General features: G+C 44.9%; 15 protein-coding genes and 1 pseudogene. 11 read left to right on the top strand and 5 right to left on the bottom strand.

Annotated elements, in window-relative coordinates:
* Positions 1-928: 928 nt before the first annotated feature.
* The 7 genes and pseudogenes from B3157_RS11190 to B3157_RS11165 all read left to right on the top strand — a co-directional run bounded on the left by B3157_RS11190 (position 929) and on the right by B3157_RS11165 (position 6,672).
* Complete coding sequence (locus B3157_RS11190) at positions 929-1,471, top strand: PilW family protein (protein WP_292590568.1); 543 nt, start codon at positions 929-931, stop codon at positions 1,469-1,471.
* Positions 1,467-1,529 (top strand): annotated as a pseudogene (locus B3157_RS12925) (prepilin-type N-terminal cleavage/methylation domain-containing protein); the annotation flags it as partial. The gene B3157_RS11190 and the pseudogene B3157_RS12925, both read left to right, overlap by 5 nt.
* Before the next feature lie 15 nt (positions 1,530-1,544).
* Positions 1,545-1,883: a hypothetical protein gene (locus tag B3157_RS11185; protein WP_292590567.1), complete on the top strand. Its 339-nt coding sequence runs from the start codon at positions 1,545-1,547 to the stop codon at positions 1,881-1,883.
* Positions 1,861-3,564: a hypothetical protein gene (locus tag B3157_RS11180; RefSeq protein ID WP_292590566.1), complete on the top strand. Its 1,704-nt coding sequence runs from the start codon at positions 1,861-1,863 to the stop codon at positions 3,562-3,564. The genes B3157_RS11185 and B3157_RS11180 overlap by 23 nt, the downstream gene beginning before the upstream one ends.
* A 359-nt stretch (positions 3,565-3,923) precedes the next feature.
* A complete protein-coding gene (locus B3157_RS11175) occupies positions 3,924-4,457 on the top strand; it encodes a hypothetical protein (protein WP_292590564.1) in 534 nt (177 codons plus the stop codon).
* A gap of 751 nt (positions 4,458-5,208) precedes the next feature.
* A complete protein-coding gene (locus B3157_RS11170) occupies positions 5,209-5,745 on the top strand; it encodes a flavodoxin family protein (protein WP_214060546.1) in 537 nt (178 codons plus the stop codon).
* 222 nt (positions 5,746-5,967) lie between these two features.
* Positions 5,968-6,672 (top strand): nitroreductase family protein, encoded by a 705-nt coding sequence (locus B3157_RS11165; RefSeq protein ID WP_099829539.1) that lies wholly within the window; start codon positions 5,968-5,970, stop codon positions 6,670-6,672.
* A gap of 201 nt (positions 6,673-6,873) precedes the next feature.
* On the opposite strand, the gene B3157_RS11160 is transcribed toward B3157_RS11165, so the two are convergent.
* From B3157_RS11160 to B3157_RS11150, 3 genes are all read right to left on the bottom strand, one after another.
* Entirely contained in the window at positions 6,874-7,815 is a 942-nt protein-coding gene (locus B3157_RS11160) for an inorganic phosphate transporter (protein WP_292590562.1), read from the bottom strand.
* Between the two features lie 96 nt (positions 7,816-7,911).
* On the bottom strand, positions 7,912-10,257 hold the full coding sequence (locus tag B3157_RS11155) for an Orn/Lys/Arg decarboxylase N-terminal domain-containing protein (protein WP_214079720.1): 2,346 nt from the start codon (positions 10,255-10,257) through the stop codon (positions 7,912-7,914).
* Between the two features lies 1 nt (position 10,258).
* Positions 10,259-11,116 carry a damage-control phosphatase ARMT1 family protein gene (locus B3157_RS11150; protein ID WP_292590559.1) on the bottom strand — a complete coding sequence of 286 codons (858 nt, stop codon included), beginning with the start codon at positions 11,114-11,116 and terminating at the stop codon, positions 10,259-10,261.
* Between the two features lie 371 nt (positions 11,117-11,487).
* Here B3157_RS11150 and B3157_RS11145 point away from each other — a divergent pair, with 371 nt between their 5' ends.
* From B3157_RS11145 to B3157_RS11130, 4 genes are all read left to right on the top strand, one after another.
* Positions 11,488-11,727, top strand: coding sequence for a chemotaxis protein (locus B3157_RS11145; protein ID WP_099829535.1), 240 nt, complete (start codon positions 11,488-11,490; stop codon positions 11,725-11,727).
* Between the two features lie 395 nt (positions 11,728-12,122).
* On the top strand, positions 12,123-13,811 hold the full coding sequence (locus tag B3157_RS11140) for an alpha/beta hydrolase-fold protein (protein WP_292590556.1): 1,689 nt from the start codon (positions 12,123-12,125) through the stop codon (positions 13,809-13,811).
* A gap of 80 nt (positions 13,812-13,891) precedes the next feature.
* The gene (locus tag B3157_RS11135; RefSeq protein ID WP_165775351.1) at positions 13,892-14,557 is read left to right on the top strand and encodes a response regulator transcription factor; all 666 of its coding nucleotides are present in this window, start codon (positions 13,892-13,894) and stop codon (positions 14,555-14,557) included.
* 4 nt (positions 14,558-14,561) lie between these two features.
* Positions 14,562-15,944: a sensor histidine kinase gene (locus tag B3157_RS11130; RefSeq protein ID WP_292590554.1), complete on the top strand. Its 1,383-nt coding sequence runs from the start codon at positions 14,562-14,564 to the stop codon at positions 15,942-15,944.
* 241 nt (positions 15,945-16,185) lie between these two features.
* Here the strand turns inward: B3157_RS11130 and B3157_RS11125 are convergent, their stop codons facing one another.
* Both B3157_RS11125 and B3157_RS11120 read right to left on the bottom strand, forming a co-directional pair.
* Positions 16,186-16,629 (bottom strand): hypothetical protein, encoded by a 444-nt coding sequence (locus B3157_RS11125; protein WP_292590552.1) that lies wholly within the window; start codon positions 16,627-16,629, stop codon positions 16,186-16,188.
* Position 16,630: 1 nt separating this feature from the next.
* Entirely contained in the window at positions 16,631-17,389 is a 759-nt protein-coding gene (locus B3157_RS11120) for a SagB/ThcOx family dehydrogenase (RefSeq protein WP_292590550.1), read from the bottom strand.
* Positions 17,390-17,544 lie beyond the last annotated feature (155 nt).

The following is a 17,544-nucleotide window of genomic DNA, read 5'->3' as shown; positions in this document are numbered from 1 at the left end:
CCCCCTGGGCTACTCACCAGTTATAAGAGCAAAGCTATAGAAGTGGTTCTCGAGTCTAAAGTCTTAGTGAAGTCATAATTGAAGAAAACCTGAGAGGGAAACAAGGAAACACGAGGGAACTGATTAGAAATAAGGAGGTCTTTCGGGCGTTCTCAACTCAGTTCTTAGGAGGTTCTTACAAATATCTTATCCTCAGAAACCGTCTAATCGATTCGACTGTCAGCTCCCTCGCATAGAAATAGAAATGGAATATATAATGATACCCCATGCAAGATGCAAAATGCAAGGGAAAATCAGAGCTGTTACATGGGAAACTATACTGATACAAAAGTTAATCACAGAGCCAATTCTGTGGATCTACAAGTATTGCTCAAAGACCGCACTGAAATAAGACGAGAAGAATCGTATTGTAATTCGAGGAACCAACTAACTTTCATTCTCTCCCTATTGAGAAATCAATTTCATCGCGAGTCATCCACATAGTTCATCAGGGAAAATAAGCTGAGAGCAAATCCCTCCCGTTAGAGCTCGACAAAGGATACTGATCTTCAAGAAAAAGAGTTCCGTTGCGTGGATTAGTGACATGTTCTTGCATTAACCTTACAGGAGTATAGCTTCTTGACCAGTGAAATCCGATGTCCAGTTTTGCTCAAGAACGTGGTCGATCTGGCATGGTTGTTTGCTTCGAGAGCGATTGTTCAAGATAATGTGATAAAATCGTTTTGGGTTAAGAGAACATTGAACTGAAGATATCGTGATATTTTGGTGATTTGCCACACTTAGGATTCTATAAGCTGCTTGGACTTACCAAAAAAGGACTCCCATCAGTGCCTATGTCATTTTCCTTTTAGTAGCAGTTAATCAAATCGGGAGCTAGTGAAAGCCCCATTTTGGAATGACGGTGATGAAGCGGATACGGAGGTTACGCTTGAGAAGATTTGCTGAATCTAGGAGCAAAGGAATGACAGTTACAGAGTTGATGGTAGCTTTGGCTGTTTCGACAATTGTTTTGCTAATTGTCACTCTTGTCACTACGCAATCGCTGAAGATAACCAAGGCTACCAAAGCTTCTATGACCCTCGACGAGGAGATAACGAAGCTACATACTTCTATGAATTATCTAGTGTCTAGAGAATTCACATTTCTTTATGGCATTAGTGATCCCCTATTCTCAGATGCATCGTTGACTCTGATAAACAATATTCCTTCAAGCGATGGTAGTGGAGTAAGGTACGCTACTTCAACGATTTTCTATGAACCAGAGAATGCGAGAATAGTTCACGAGTTTTATGGTAAGGATCTCAGCATCAAACGCTCTACATTAGTAGAGAATGTTAGTGCTTTCAAGTTGGATTTAATTCCGAATACGTCGTACCTGTCATATGATGCGACATTCTCATATTATGATTCCACAGCGGCTACTAGACCAATTCTGATTAGAAAGACGAAAGGGTCGGTGAGGTTCTATTAGGAAGGGATTTACAGTAATCGAAGTTACTATTGCTATTGCGCTGCTTGCCCTTTTTGTCGGGGGTGGTGTTTTTTTGATCGTGAAGTACAATTCAATGTCATCAAGAATCACTGATGTTTCTGTGCTTGAATCAGCTTCAAGTTTCGTTCGCTATTACTTTAGGCAGAACTCGTTCCTAAGAGCATCTAAGGACTCACTATCAGCTCAGCTAACCAATATAATCAATTCCCTTAACGGAGAGGACGGGTTATTGAGCAAGGCAGGTTTTGGTCACCTTGAAGTCTCGGATGAAAGCGACTTCAGTGAGTTGGTCTCAGGACTATCTGTGTATCTGTACTCGTTTGAGATAATTATTAGGGATATTCGCAATGGTAAGGAGGAGAGGGTTTATGTCATCATCCCAGTTGGTTAGAAAGAAAGGTTTCGCACTGGTTGCGACTATAATGCTTATTGCCTTTGGGACAATTGTTCTTCTTGCAACTGGTCTCCAACTTTCCAGAACTTCCGAAGTCCTGAACTCTCAAAGGACAATTAGCAAAACGCAGAGTGTTGCCAACAACGCTGTCGAAGTGGCTTCTTTCTATTTCTTGTATGACCCCACAGCGAGCAGTATCAGTAAATCCACTTGGTCAGGATTATCCGAATTCAAGTCGATGCTTGACTCAAGATCTGGTGTAGATAGTCTTTACTGGTCTGAGTTTGTTGGAGATCTGACTGCAAGTACGCTGTGCTATGATCTTATGAGTTATGTTAATAGTCATGCTTCCGATGAGGGGTTAGGAAGCGGCGATTTCTCGCTTGGGGCATATGTTTACCCACTTGGGGATAGATTTGTGACCATTGCCTATGCTGAGAAGCAAGGGGTTAGAAGATATTCATTGGGGATAATGGAAACGATAGGGATCGCTGAAGGTGGGTTGCCTGCATTAAGAACAGTCTCGCTCAAGCGTGCGCTTCAGGTAATGAGAAATCCAAAAGGAAACAAGATAGTTGGAGACTTAATATATGGTAATGCTCTGGTCGCAGGGCCACTTTCACTTGATATCACGCATTCAGCAACTCCTGGGGAGATCGTTGCCGGAGGGGTGAGTGCTGATCAACTAAGCATATCCCCTCTAAGTACAGATTTGGAAACGTACTTGGCAGGATTCCCTGGATGGTATACTGCCGTAAATGAAGATCCATACACGCTCTATGAAAACTGGTATAGCGAATATCTTGATAGTTTCCCCACAGAGCAAACCTTCACGTATGTTCTTGACAGTGATGATTATTCAAACGTTGTTGCAGAGGTTTCTCATGTCGGTGAGGATACTGTAGTGATTATCAAATCTAATCAGTCTAGCCCGCAGTTCTATGGTACATTCTCTTCGTCTGGATTAAGAATTGAGCTGGGAGATAAAGAATTCACTGTTCCTTCGGCCATTGTTCAGGAGAATACGATCCATATATTGATTGAAGACGGGGGTTTCACAATTCTGCATGAAAAAGAGAATAATCCGCATATGATAAGCGAAGTGAATGGAAAGTATGACATCAGGGTGAGAAACGGTGACATTACTATTGGTACCAATCTTGTATACAGCGATCTTAAGAGCAAAGTGAATAACGGTGGAAACGCTCCTGTTGCAAACCAGACTAAGGCCACTTCTATTACTACAATACAAGATATTCTTAAGACACCTAATAACGACTACCTGAGATTGGCTGCGGATGGAGGAGATTTGATTCTTAAGTACGACAGAGAATCGACGACAGGAGACAGAGTATTAACAGGAGACTTCTATGCCTTTGCAAATGAATCCTATTCAGTGGGAGGAAATGTTGATTTCCTTGACTTAGATACCATAAGCAATGTTGTAAGCGGTGGACAGTATTCCCAGATGTTTCTATTGGGTTCACTTACTTCGCGCAGTTTTGATGAAAACGGTAGCACTCTCTTCAATCAGGAAAATAACAAAAACAAGCCCCCGGATATTGTTGACCTTCTTAGATCTCTTGTGCTAGTTGCTACTGGAGGGTCAGGCGGTACAGGTGATCCGTCACAAGGTTCTGGAAATAGACTAGCACTTCTTGGTATTCAGAGTTGGTAATATAAAGTTATTGATTGTTTTTTCGGTCTGGGGAAGAAGAGATTCTCTTCTTAGCTTCTAGTACTATATGCCACAGTTAACCCCCAGAGGGCCCTCGCGGATTGCGGGGGCTTTTATATTGAAACTCACAGCGATTACCTGTTAGATGTCTTCGTGCCACTTCGATTATTTGATCAGTTCTGAGAATTAAATATGAAGCCTTGAGATAAGGCCTTCAGAGAGAATTCCGGCGATCTCTCCAGATGTTCTTGAGCTATTTCTTGCCAAAGCGTCATCATCATCATAGCGGTCGATGGCTTTTGAATCGAGCATTGATAGCTGTATAATAGTTAATCAAAGAGGGGGAGTGTATGTTTCGAATGGACAATAGAATTGTTGAACTCGCTTCTCACGAGCTGGATTTGCATCCCGAAGCAAGGCTCGACGATCTTTACAAGCTGTTTTATCAAGGCACGTTCGGTCCGAAGCACTTCATGGAAGACCAGGCCGTCGCGCTTAGATACCTTGCGGAGGAAATCGACTGCGAAGAGTTCGATCAGGTTCTCTGGCAAGACGTCAGCTATATGGAAAACTTCTTCAGGCTGAATCTTGTTCTTGTAAAGAATAGGCAGGTTCTGATCGACGATCTCTTTCGAGCTTTGGTAGCAAGTTCAAGGGTAGGTGCCTCAATGACGCGCGAGGACTGGAAGCTTGAGTGGCAGAGGATAGAAGCGGTTCTTAGAGACTCTCTTCCCGAAAGTATCTTTACTCTGGAATCGACGATTTCAGTCAAGGAGGCCCTTGAAAGCGGCCGGCTGTTACATCACAGTTCTTACTACAAAAGAAGTTATCACCCTCACTACAGAGTGATAAGTCGAGAGTGGTTCGAGAGGCTTATCGGAACTACTTACTGATCGACGTCCCTGCTTCATATGTTCTCTAGCATCTTCGATTCAGCTTTTTCCTGAGATGTTGATTCAGTATCCTGTTATCGGTTGCTTGTGATGTGCTTGTTGTGTGTATGCTATATAGAAAGGAGCGATTGATTCTAAAGATTAATACAGTTTAATGCTGCTTTCTTGATTCAATGTAGTCAGAGAGCGCAAATGTTGAAGTACTGGACGATAGGAGAAAGCAGATCAGGGAAATTGACAAAACGCTCTGTAGGAGCCGTATTAATCCGCAAACCGATTTTCCGTAAACGGGAAAGCCGAAAGCGGATTATCCGTAGCCGGAAAACCCGCCTCTACTAAATAATGATATTACTAAAGGATACTTCGTATCGAAGGAGCTCGATCGATTATTTCTAAGCACAGGCAAAAACTCTATCATAACGAGTCATTATTCAGGCGAAGTTTAGCGCAAGATCGGCAGTTATCCTGCTTCTATACTGACGACTTTGAGATGCGACGAACAGCGAGCTGCTGTCAGCTGTTGGCTGCTTTTGACGTTGCGCTTCGCTATAGCATTAGAAAAGGTCTGTATGAGACCCTCGGTAAAAGTCTGTATTGAAGAAAAACACAAATCTTGAAAACTCAATGCCAGTAGATTGCATAATGCTTTCTCGATTCATTTGTTCAGGAGGAGAGTAGAAGATTCCCTTATCGAGATAGCTTCATTTCGCCGCTAAGTCAAGCTATAATAGCTTTGAAGGGAGGTAATAGAATGAAGTCTATCGTTGTCTATTTCTCATATGATGAAAGCACAAAGGTTCTTGCAGAGGCAATGGCCTCTTCAATCGATGCTGACCTTCTTCGGCTTGTGCCTACGGGGGAGTTCTCTCGAACCTATTATCACCACGTTGAGAATCCCGAGCAAATAGAGACCACTCCCGGATACGATCCTGACAAGGAGCATATCTGGGGAAGCGAGTCGGTAACTATGAATAACAAGCCTGAACTTGAGCCATATGGCTTTGATCCTGACAATTACGATCTTATAATCATAGGCAGTCCCGTGTGGGCTCTCACTTATGCGCCGCCGATAAGTACATTTCTCGCAGAAAACAAGCTGGAGGGAAAGAAGATAGCTCTATTCTGTACACATGATGGAATGATCGGCGCAGCATTTGAGAATCTCAAGAAGGCATTGAAGGGTAACGAAGTGATTCAGGAGATTGACTTCGAGGCACCTTCTTCAAGGCTGGACGAGTACGTTGAAACCGCAAAAGAGTGGGCTAGAGAGCTTGGGGAAGGACTGTAGCGGAACCACGTTATAGAATGCAAATGCCGGGTTCTGTTCCCGGCGTTTTTCTTTTCCAAAAGAGCTTGCTATTTTCGGTAAATGTGAAGGATCAGGCATCTCTTGATGCGGGTATTTGCGCTCTGGTCTCTTCGTTATAGTTGTGCACATCGAAACCAGTAATATGATTAATCTTGAGTTTAATTGTCAAATTATATAGAATATATGTAAAGAGGTGATTGAATGCTAGACAAACAGGAGATCATGAAGGCGATCGGCCTAAGAGTGACTCAGAGAAAGTTCCAGGAAAAGCAACTGTCTCCTGAGCAAAGGAAACAAGTGGATTCTGCTATTGGAGACATTATTCCTCTTAACTCGGATGCTCCTTTGCAATGGTATTTCACTCCGCAGTTTCCGTCCGGTTCAGGAATCGTTCTCGCTAAGCTGAAGGAGTTCACTACTCCCAATCTGATTCGGTTCGGTTTCGAAGGCGAGCAGATAGTTCTTAATCTCACCCTGAAGGGTTTCTCCACTAGCTGGGCCAGACTGCCAAACTACCTGTCCATGATAATCGTGGGCTTTCCCGCAAATAGCGAAGGAGACATTGTTGAGAGAGCCTCTAGATTTCTCTTCAGGGAGGCAAATAGAAAGCCGTTTGCGGAGATTGTTTCTGGCAAGACAGAGTACATAGATGAAAGTATGAAGGATATTTTGAATGCGGGAAGGATGTCGCCTTCTTCATTCAACAGGCAGCCCTGGAGATTTGAGATTCTCGACAGGAACAGCATAGCAATTCACGGATGGAAGAAGATTCCACTGATCTACGAGGATGTCATTTCGATCGATCTGGGAGTTGTAATATCTCACATGTACCTTATGGCAAAGTCAATGAATGACGATGCAAAAGTCGAGCCAATAAGCCTTAGGAGCTACCTGCTGACATTCTGAAATTCGTTTTTCTGAGATGTTTCAAGGGGAAGGCTTCAGGTTCTGATGATCATAGCTAGTGACCCATATTCAACACTTGGGAGAGTACGTGATGAGCTGAAGGCGGTTTGACGGGTTTTCCGTATGGTTTTGCTTATACACATTATGGGCCTACTTCTTCTCCTGTAAGCAGCTGTGCTGTCACGTCAATGGAGACGGCGCTCAGCTTCCAAAAAGCGCCAGGATCGAATTGATAGCAATGTAAATGGCAACTGAGATCAATCCCGAAATTACGGGAGTAGATACCCATCCAAAGACAATTCTCTTTAGGAGCTTTGCATCAAAGTTTCTCGATCCTCTCGCAAGCCCGACTCCAATAACCGCTCCGACTATTGCCTGCGAAACCGAAACGGGAACCCCAATGAACGCGTAAATTAGGACGGTCAATGATTGTGCCAGTAAGGCAATAACCGAAGCGAACGATTCGAGGGCGACTATCTTTGTCCCGATCGTGTACATAACTCGCTTGCTGAACATTATAGCTCCGGCCGATATGCTCAGCCCTCCAATCAATACAGCCTTCTGAACACCGATGATATCTGCAAAGGTTCCTGTGATATTTGCAACGTTATTTGCTCCAAGAGCGAATGAACCGAAGCCACCAACAATTACCGCAAGTGATTTAAGGAGTATGTCCTGAACAAGAATTGAACGTACTCTTTTGAAGGCGACACCAATAAGTGTATACAGGAAAAGAGCAACGATCGCCGCTACAAGTGGAGTCGTTATCCAGCAAGAGACTATTTTCAACACAACCAGCCAATCAACGCTTCCACTCAGAAGTCCAATGCCAACTACCGAGCCTACAACGGCTTGCGAAGAGGAGACAGGCAACCCCAGCCTGTTAAGCAAGAGAACGGAGATTCCCGCTGCCGCTGCGTTGACTGAAGCAGAGAGTAATGTGTGAGAGCTGAGGCTGGAGAGAGTTTGCATTCCACCGGCCCCACCCAGAATAGCTCCAACAAGCACAGCAAAGCTTGAGATCAGCGCAGCTGATCTGTATTTAAGAATTCCACTTGTTACGGTTGTACCGTATATATTGGCTGCGTCATTCCTTCCGAGAGTCCATCCAAAGAAGACAGCAGGCAGAAATGCTAGGAACACGTCGATCCCTTCATAATCAGTGATAAAAAGGATTATAGCACCAAACAGATGTATTTACTTATGTGGTGTATGCGTTACAGGAGCGAATGCCATCGCCTATTCGCCTTCTGGCTGTTCGATCTCCTTCAAGCAGTATGTGTAGTATCTCTTCTTGTTGTTGCTGTCTATCTTCATCTTCAGACCGTGCATCTCGTTCTCAAAGCCGGGAAACTTGTTGTCGAACTCCTCCGAGAGATTCAGATATTCGATGATTCTCTTCGTGTCGTCTGTATATCTCTCGCCAGGCATTATCACGGGTATTCCCGGAGGGTAAGGAACGACCATTACAGCTGAGATTCTGTTTTGCAGCTCACGGATTCTGACCAGTTCAGTATTGTCGTTAACCAACTCTGAATAGGCTTTGGACGGAAGCATAACCTGCTGGGGATTCCGAGAGTAAACATCCTTCAAGACCTTGGTTATCTTGACCTTTCGGAGGTATTCATGCATCTGTCTGCAAAGCTCCTGAAGGGTCATCTTTCCATATTTCTTTGGGAACTCTCTGACGATATCGGGAAATACATCATCCAGAGGAGCGTCCTCATCGAAGAGCTTCTTGAAAGTGAAGAGCTCTGCGAGCAGAGTTCCAGACTTTCCCTTTGTCAACCCGAGGGAGAAGAGTATCAGGAATGAGTAATGACCCGATTTCTCAACTACTATTCCCCTGTCTCTAAGGAAAGTTGTGACTATCGTTGCTGGGATTCCCCAATCCCTCATCCGACCTTGTCTCGTTATTCCCGGGGTCATAACGGTCACTTTTATCGGATCGAGAAGGACGTAGTCGTTCTCAAGCTTTCCGAATCCATGCCAGTCTTCGTTTGCTTTGAGATACCAGCAGTCAGGTCTGTCCTTGAGAATCGATTCATCGATGTCTTCGAGATCGAAGGTCTTTCTTTGCCCGTCTTCTGTCCCAATCGAGACCTTTTCCGGCTGCCAGATCTCGAGCCACCAGCGTCTCTTTCGCTCTGATTCTTTGGACTCGATTTCTTCCTTCAGATGCTTCATCTTCTTTCTGAAAATGATTGCCTCCTGAATCGTCTCGTCAATGAGGAATTTGCCTGCGTTTCCGGCCATCATCTTTGCCGCTACATCCAGGGAAGCGATGATCGCATATTGAGGCGAAGTAGACATGTGCATCATGTATGCCTCGTTGAATCTTCCATGATCTACCCTTTTTCTACCATCCTTTACATGTATCATAGAGCCTTGAGAGAAGGCAGCCAGTAGCTTATGAGTGGAGTGCGTAGAGAAGACCACCGGAGATTTTTCTCTGTCAATGTCTGGTGACATTCCGAAGCGGCTCATATACATTCTATGGAATTTCGCATAGGCGTACCATGCCTCATCGAAGAGAACGAAATCCACAATCTTTTCAAGCTTGTCGAGGATGGTTTTCGCGTTGTAACAGAGGCCGTCATATGTCGAATTAGTGATTACAGCAAGTTTTATTCTGTAGTTCTCTTTGTCTTCCACGAGAGGGCTTTCATTTATCGCCTTTTCGATTTCACTCCATTCAAAATCCTCTTCATGGATCGGCCCGATAATTCCTAAAGAGTTTCTGCTAGGCGTGAGGTAGATTGGTATCGCACCTGTCATTATGATTGAATGCATAATCGACTTGTGGCAGTTCCGATCTATAAGGACGATGTCCCCCGGGGTCACACAATAATGGAAGACGATCTTGTTGGATGTTGAGGTACCGTTCGTCACAAAATATGTCTCGTCGGAACCGAAAATCTTGGCAGCAGACTTTTCCGATTCTCCGATGGCTTCTGTATGCTCGAGGAGAGAGCCAAGTTCCGGCACCGAAACGGATAAGTCGCTCCTGAAAATGTTCTCCCCGAAGAAGTTATGGAAGATCTTCCCGGTAGATGACTTGAGGAAAGCCTCTCCTCCGCTGTGACCAGGGGTGTGCCACGAGTACTTGAATTCATCCACGTATCGTATGAGCTCTTTCAGAAAGGGGGGCTGCAGTTCGTCCATGTAGCGCTCTGTTGCTTCCTCAATTCTTCCCGCGATGAAAGAGGGACTGTCTTCGAGCTTCCAAACGTAGCCGTCGATCTGACTGATTATTTCGAGAGGAATCTCCATAACTTTTAGTTTCTCAGTCATGAGGAATATGGGAATAAGCATATTCCTTCCGCGGATTATCTCGATTATCTCTCCCGGGCCTAGAAACTCAGCATCTGGTTTGATCACAAGATCCCAGTCGAGCAAAACACAGCTGACATTTGAATGAGACATGAACTCAATTCTACAGTCGTAGCCTGAGTAAGACTCTATGACTGAAAAGCCTCGCTTCTGAAGCTCTCTTATGATCTCTCTTGTCGCTCTCCCCCCAGTGTTTTCTGAAAGTAAGTCATCGTCAACTACCAGAACAGGAAAGTCCTTGAACAGCTCCATTCTATCCCCTCGATTCTGCCTTTCTGTAGGCAACAAACGAACCCTTCGGCACTCCGAGAAAGCCGCCGATTACATCGCACTTGGCCATAAGCAAAAAGAAGATCTCGCGTTTTGCCGAGCTTAAACCTTCTAGATTGCCCTGTCCTTTAGAGATTACTACATCGGCCCTGGAATAAACATCGAAAAAACCTCTCTGCATAGTCTTTTCCTGAGCGCCAGGTGCATCTGCTCCAGAATCGATTATCGTTGCTACTTCGTCCATGCCTATTTCAAGGGCCTCTCGCATCGTTATGTCATTAAGAGCCGGTATTGTTCTTACCGAGAAGTAGCTGTTCGGCACTCCGGAGAGTTCTAGCAGAAGTTTATCGAGAACAGCTTCGCCACAGTTATCACCGACTATGAGAAGCGAGTCGGTGCTTCGTATCCTTTGCGCTAGCTCTTCTAGATCATCTATTGCGAAAGGTCTCGACAGTGCATCCTTCATTGTCTTATGAATGTCTATCTTATGACCCGGAGCAACATCTATAATATTACCGGCTACCGATAGTTTCAGCGCTCCTAACAAAGGATCGTCAAGCTTGAGGAGTTCCTCCTTAAGATCGTCGTATATTTCCATAAGACTTCTATTTGAAAGTCTCTTGACGTCCCTGAAAGCGTCATGGTTGCCAAAGAGAGGTTTCAACGCCTCTCCGACCTTTCTGCCGATATCTATAGGAGTATCTGACCAATCCATCTCCGCAACCTCTTTGAGAAAGGTTCTAACAACCTGTTTCTTCTCTTCCTCTCCAGCGTTATTAACGTCTAGAATCCGTAGCAAACTGCTCAGATTGCAGGGGATGCACCTAAGATCTATCTTCATTCAATCACCTCACACTGAATTATACAGTGTTCTGTTGAGCGAGACTTCTACCCGATTTGACTTGTAGGTCTAGCCTGGAGGGGAACTTCCCGACGTAGTCGGCCTCGCCTCCCGTAGAAGGCAGCATTGCGTCCGCCGATGTTCTTTCGGCGCCTTGCGTCTAATTTAGGCAGCGACTGAGTTTTCACTCGCCTTCTCGTGAGCGAAGCGAACGTCTCGCCAATGCTCTTTCTCGATTGCTCTTTCGGAGAACGGATAACCCTGAACTCATAACCAGTTCCTTTGCTCTTTCCTACCCCCTACCTGCGGCCCCCAACCACGCTTGTTACACAGCATGATATAATTGTTCTGTATTACAGGAGGTGTTAGCAGTGTATTACAGATCAAAAGAAAATGGGATTTTCAATTTCAATCTCTACTCAAATTACAGGGCAGTAGGGAGTCGATACATCGCTACACGTCCATCGGAGCAAGAAGATGTTGTTGAGGAACTGAACAGCGAAGATGATGCGAAGCTTTTCGAAGACTTTATCTGGGCTTCTCTCCAGAGAGTTCGCGACTATATCGACTTCAAGGACTTTGATAGTTTTTGTCATGGAAGAAGGCAGTGAATGTAAGGCTAAAGGCGAGTAAAGCAACGGAAAACAGAAGATGGTGTGAATAATCGCGCATAGTGTTCCGACAGTACCTCAGGCAGTGTATAATAACAAGGATCTACCAGACGCAGGTCGGAGAAAAGGAGGTAAGAATGGAACTAAACCCTTGTTCAGTTGTTTGTATAGGTATTCGAAGTCTTAATTTTTCTAATCACGTTGTTCTTTCCTCAGAAAAAGGTGCTCGCCTCTTTTTCCGCGCTCGTCGTCCTTGCTTCTAACTGAAAAACTTCTAAAAGAGCTAGCATCCTGATAACTATTCTTGTAACTGGATTTATCCTATTTGATTGTTCTAACTTGCAGCAGGCAAGAGGGATTTGACAATTGCTTACATTCTAATGGAGGTGGGAAATATGGTTAAAAAGAGTATACTTACTCTTCTTATAATTCTTTTCATAAGCATTACAGCGTTTTCACTTACTTTCGAAGTATCAATAAGCCAGGACGCACTGGATACAGTAGCGTCTCTAGGTTTAGAGACACCGATCAACGGACGAGTACTCGTAATTGTCAGCAAGGATTCTTCTAGAGAACCTAGCTTGCAGACAGATGTAAGAGGAGTTCCGTTCTGGGGAAAGGATGTCTTCGATATGACATCTGAATCGGTAGTGGAGATCTCAGATGGAGATATGGCTGTGGCAGGTTATCCAATTGAGATATCGGAACTACCGGCCGGAGAATACTTTGTACAGGCTTTTGTAAATGTATACACGACCTTCGCTAGAGCCGACGGTCATACCATACTCATGCACGATGACACTGGAGACGGGCAGTGGTTCTGGGAATCAGTTGGCAATGCAAAAAGCAAGACCAAGAAGATCTATCTTGATCCGGCAAATCCCGGTACAGTGAAACTGGCTATCACAGAAGTGATAATGCCCGATTATGAACTAGAGCCGGGCATGGTGCTTCAGCAGGGGAATTACTCAGATACTGAATGGGTGAAGTACATAAAGATCAAGAGCGATGTTGTTTCCGAGTTCTGGGGCAAAGATATGTATATTGGAGCCAATGTCCTTCTCCCCGAAGGTTACTACGACAATCCTGATGTGTATTATCCGGTGATCTACTATCAGGGACACTTCCCTGGAGGCAGTGCTCCGGTGGGATTTAGAGTGAACAACGACGTATATAAGTTCTGGAATGAGGAAGGAAATGCAAGATTCATAGCCGTATCGTTCAGAGATGCCACTCCTTACTACGACACGTCTTATTCCGTCGACTCGGCGAACTCTGGCCCATACGGGACTGCAATAACAGAAGAACTCATACCTTATCTCGAAAGCCAGTTCAGAATGATTCCCGAGAAATGGGCAAGAATTCTTGCAGGCGGATCTACCGGAGGATGGGAAGCCCTTGCCATGAAAGTCTTCTACCCTGACTTTTTTGGAAGAACATACGTCTGGTATCCCGATGGAGTCGACTTCAATTATTATCAGTTGATCAACATCTACAACGATGACAATGCTTATTACTCCGACTTTGGCTGGATAAAGACCGAAAGACCGAGTGCAAGAGATACTCATGGTAACATCAGTTTCACCGTGAAGCAGGAGAACTACTTCGAAATGGCTGCTGGACCGAGCAACAGATCTGGCGGGCAGTGGTCAGTTTGGGAATCAACTTACAGTCCCGTTGGCGCTGACGGATTCCCTCAGCCGATTTGGGATCAGGTAAGTGGAGAAATAAACAAGAAAGTTGCCGAATACTGGAAGAAGAATTACGATCTCAACTACATTCTTCAGGAAAACTGGGAAGAGATAGGTCCCAAGATAGCCGGTGATGTTCACGTGGCGGTAGGAGACATGGACAACTACTACCTCAATGAGGCGGTATATCTCTTGAAAGCAGCTATGGAGAAAATGGAGAACCCGGTTTCTGACATGACTTTCGATTTCGGCCCGAACCAGGGTCACGGATGGAAAGGCTGGAGTCCAGCCGACCCCAGCAAGGCACTTGCTCTCCAGGAATGGCTTGCACAGCTTTCAGACTACATGAAGGAAACCGCTCCGGAGGAAGCAGAAAAGAACTGGATCTACTAGATACTCCAACATAAAGAAGAGGGATGCTAGAATTGACCGGAGGGGAAACCCTCCGGCTTCTTTATTCAGGAGGTGTTCTTCTGAGGATTCTAATAGTCGAAGACGAGGCAACGATATCTGCCTTTCTTCAGAAGGGTTTGAAAGAGGAGGGCTTCGCAGTGGATGCAGCGAGAAGTGGAAATGAAGCCCTGGAACTAGCTTCATCAAACCAATATGAAGTAATAGTTCTGGACATTCTTTTGCCTGGCAAAAATGGTTTCGAAGTCTGCAGTGAACTGAGAGCAAGCGGTAATTACACACCTGTTCTCATGCTGACTGCTCTGGATTCTGTAGACGAGCGGGTTAAGGGGCTTAACACGGGAGCGGATGACTATCTCGTAAAACCATTTGCATTCAAGGAACTGCTTGCAAGGATCAATGCGTTGCTTCGCAGGCCACGTGAAACTTTCGAAAGGGTTTTGAGAGTCGGGGACTTGTCTATAGATACTGTCTCTCATATGGTACGAAGGGATGACGTGGAGATTGAGCTTTCACCCAAAGAGTACAGGCTTCTGGAGTATCTTGCAAGAAATGCTCATCAGGTTCTGAGCAGGACACAGATCGCAGAAAGCGTCTGGGATCAAGATTTTTTCAGTGATTCGAACGTCGTCGATGTCTACATAAGATATTTGAGAAAAAAGATTGACGATCCTTTCTCCACAAAGCTAATCAACACTGTTAGAGGCTTCGGTTACAGGCTAGGTTGATACGATGAAAAAGATAGTTCCTATCAGGATAAAGCTGACTCTCTGGTACGTCCTTTTCCTGGGTGTTATTCTATTTGCGTTTAGCGTTTCGATCTATGCGATTCTCAGCGCACAGCTTCATAGCGAAGCCGATTCGTCATTGAGAATCGTATCTTCGCAGCTCCTTGCAAATATCGAGATCGTCCAGGATCTTCCGATATTCAGGAAGACCGTCGAAATGGAATCTCTCAGTAACAGGTTACTTGCCGAAGGATTCGCTGTCAGGTTGATGGATGGATCGGGAAGCATTGTTGAGGGTTTTGGGCCGTTTGGAATTCTAAAGGCCTCATTAGAGCTTTCTGACAGGGAATTCACTACAGTCTCTACATCTGTGGGCGTCTGGAGGATTTTCACCGTTAAGATTGGTCAGTGGGGATGGATGCAGGTGGGAGAATCTCTTTCGAGTGTCAGAATTGCCCTCTTCCGACTGTCCAGGTTGATGCTGATTCTCGGACCTACGATAATCATTCTTGCAGTGCTTGGCGGGTTTTACATGGCAAAGAAATCGCTTGAGCCCGTGGAGAGAATTACGCTGCTTGCAGAAGAGATCAGTGTTGAAAAACTCAACAAGAGGCTCAACCTGACTTTGCCAAATGACGAGCTAGGACATCTCGCCAGTACTTTTGACGGTATGCTCGAGAGACTTGAAGAATCCGTCAAGAAGCAAAGGCAGTTCACGTCTGATGCGGCGCATGAGTTGAGAACGCCTTTGACAGCGATTAGAAGTATTGTGGACGTTACACTTCACAGAGATAGGGATTCCGATGAATATGTGAATGCGCTTGTTCAGATTCAGAACGAAATTGAAAGACTTAGCAGTATTATAGATGATCTTCTTGTAATCACGCGGCTTGAGAATAGCCTTCAAAAAGGTGATTACAAAGTCTTTCCAGTAGGGGTCTTAATCGAAGATGTTCTTGACACGATAGCAGTCCTCGCCAAAGAAAAGAACATACATATTATGACGGAAATTCCTTCTGACCTTGAGATAGCAGGCGATCGACAAAAGCTTTCTAGAGCAATCTTCAATCTCGTGGATAATGCGATAAAGTACACCCCCGAGGGCGGCCAGATAAGGATATCCGGAGAGAAAGACCAGTCAAGAGAAGAAGTCGAAATTCTCATAGAAGACAATGGAATAGGAATACCGGCAGATGAGATTGACAAGATATTCGACAGGTTCTATAGAGTTGACAAGGCGAGATCTGAGACAAGGGGCACAGGACTTGGGCTGTCTATAGCTCAGGAGATAGTAAAGGCTCACAACGGAACGATAACTGTAAAGAGCTCATCTCAGCAGGGATCTATATTCAGAGTGACTCTCCCCTTGAAAATTAGAAAACTCTAATCTGAGTCTAATTCTTCTCTAATCTCTCCGATTTATATTTGGTTGCAGCAGCGATAGAAGTTTCACATAGATGTGATCCCCGTACACAGATGTAGATCAAGCAATTGCGGGAAGGGGAGCCTGGAAATGAATCAAGCTACTCCGGCAAGGCGATAGCAAGACAGGCTCCCATTCTGAAAAAATGAAAAAAGCCCTTTTCATCATCCCCAAAATAGAAGCCAGGTGACTGGCTTCTTTTCTTCTAATCTCTCCGAGGGAGCGACACCGACATCCTGGAATGAATCTTAAGCATTCCCTCGGCTTGAAGGAAGCTTAAGATATCAAATAACTCGTACCTCAACATGTTCAGCTCCCCGGCCAAAGCGTCTATGTTTACATAGATATCGGGATCGTTTGAGGTCAACTCTTTGAGCTTCAAGATCACCGCCTGTCTTTGCTTTTCCTTGTCAGGGATCCCGCCTCCTTCAACTTGAAGAATCCCCTTGTGAGTAATCCTGCCCATTCTGAAAGGCTTGATCTCGATCAGTTCTTCATCCACTAGTATATTCAGGCTTTCGTTCACTTCGCCGGGACAACCTCCGACTTCCCTAATCAACTCGTCAACAGAGAAATATCTCTTTTCTCTCCCGAGAACTTTGCCGTATATCTTCTCCAATATTGATTGTTCATGCTCTGATATGCCCATTTCAATACCTCTTTGGTTTTCCTACCGGAGCCATGTAAATGACAAATTCGTCATAACCATCTAGACCTATCAACTTATCGATCTTCTCCTGATCGTAAGCTGCAATGGCGCATGTTCCAAGATTTAGGGCCTCACAGGCAAGGTATAGATTCTGGCAGATATGACCTGCGTCCAGAAGGATTGGTTTGTATGATGTCAGATCGTATCTCCACTCTGTCCTGTAGGGGATGACCGACCATACGAAAGTTGCAGCGCAATGTCCAACGAACTTCTGGCCTAGAGCGGCATCAGCAACTTCACTGGCGAAGTCGCCTTCCTTCTCCAAAACCAAAGAGTGAGACAAGGCGACGTAACGATAAAGGCCTCTCTTCAACCCTTTTACCAGTCTAACGAATATGTATGTCTCAAACGGGTGCCTTGCTCCAGCAGACGGGACAGTTCGCAACGTTGCATAGTTGTTTTTCATCACTGCTTTTACACCCTGAGAAGACCAGAGAAGAAAAGACAAAGCCTCAAGCGACAACTTCTCATCCGAGTAGACTCTTCTGCTTTCTCTAGAAAAAACTATCTCTCTCAAATCCTTCATTATAAGGTCAGTTGAGTTTGGGTCAGGAAGACTAATAAGGTCGTAACCCTCCGAGCTCTTCTCAAGAGAGGGCTGCGGCAGTCCCTTCATCTGATCTGTCTTGTTCATCTCTCTATTGACTTCTTGCCATATCTTGTTGCTCAAGAAAGCTCTTCCTTCCTTTCTTGTCATCATGAGAGCTCGCCTCCTTCGATTCATATAAATAAGTCTAGCACAGCAGCAAAAAAGTGAACGACAGACTTGCAAATCTAATCAGAGCTTTTCAACAAGAGCCGCTATATGCTGGTCGCTGACGAAGACAACGTTGGCCGTCAACGGTCCGCCGTCCA

This window comes from Mesotoga sp. UBA5557, assembly GCF_002425715.1.
GTDB lineage: Bacteria > Thermotogota > Thermotogae > Petrotogales > Kosmotogaceae > Mesotoga.
The sequence above is the reverse complement of the archived record's forward strand: the minus strand, read 5'-3'. Positions and strand labels throughout refer to the sequence as shown.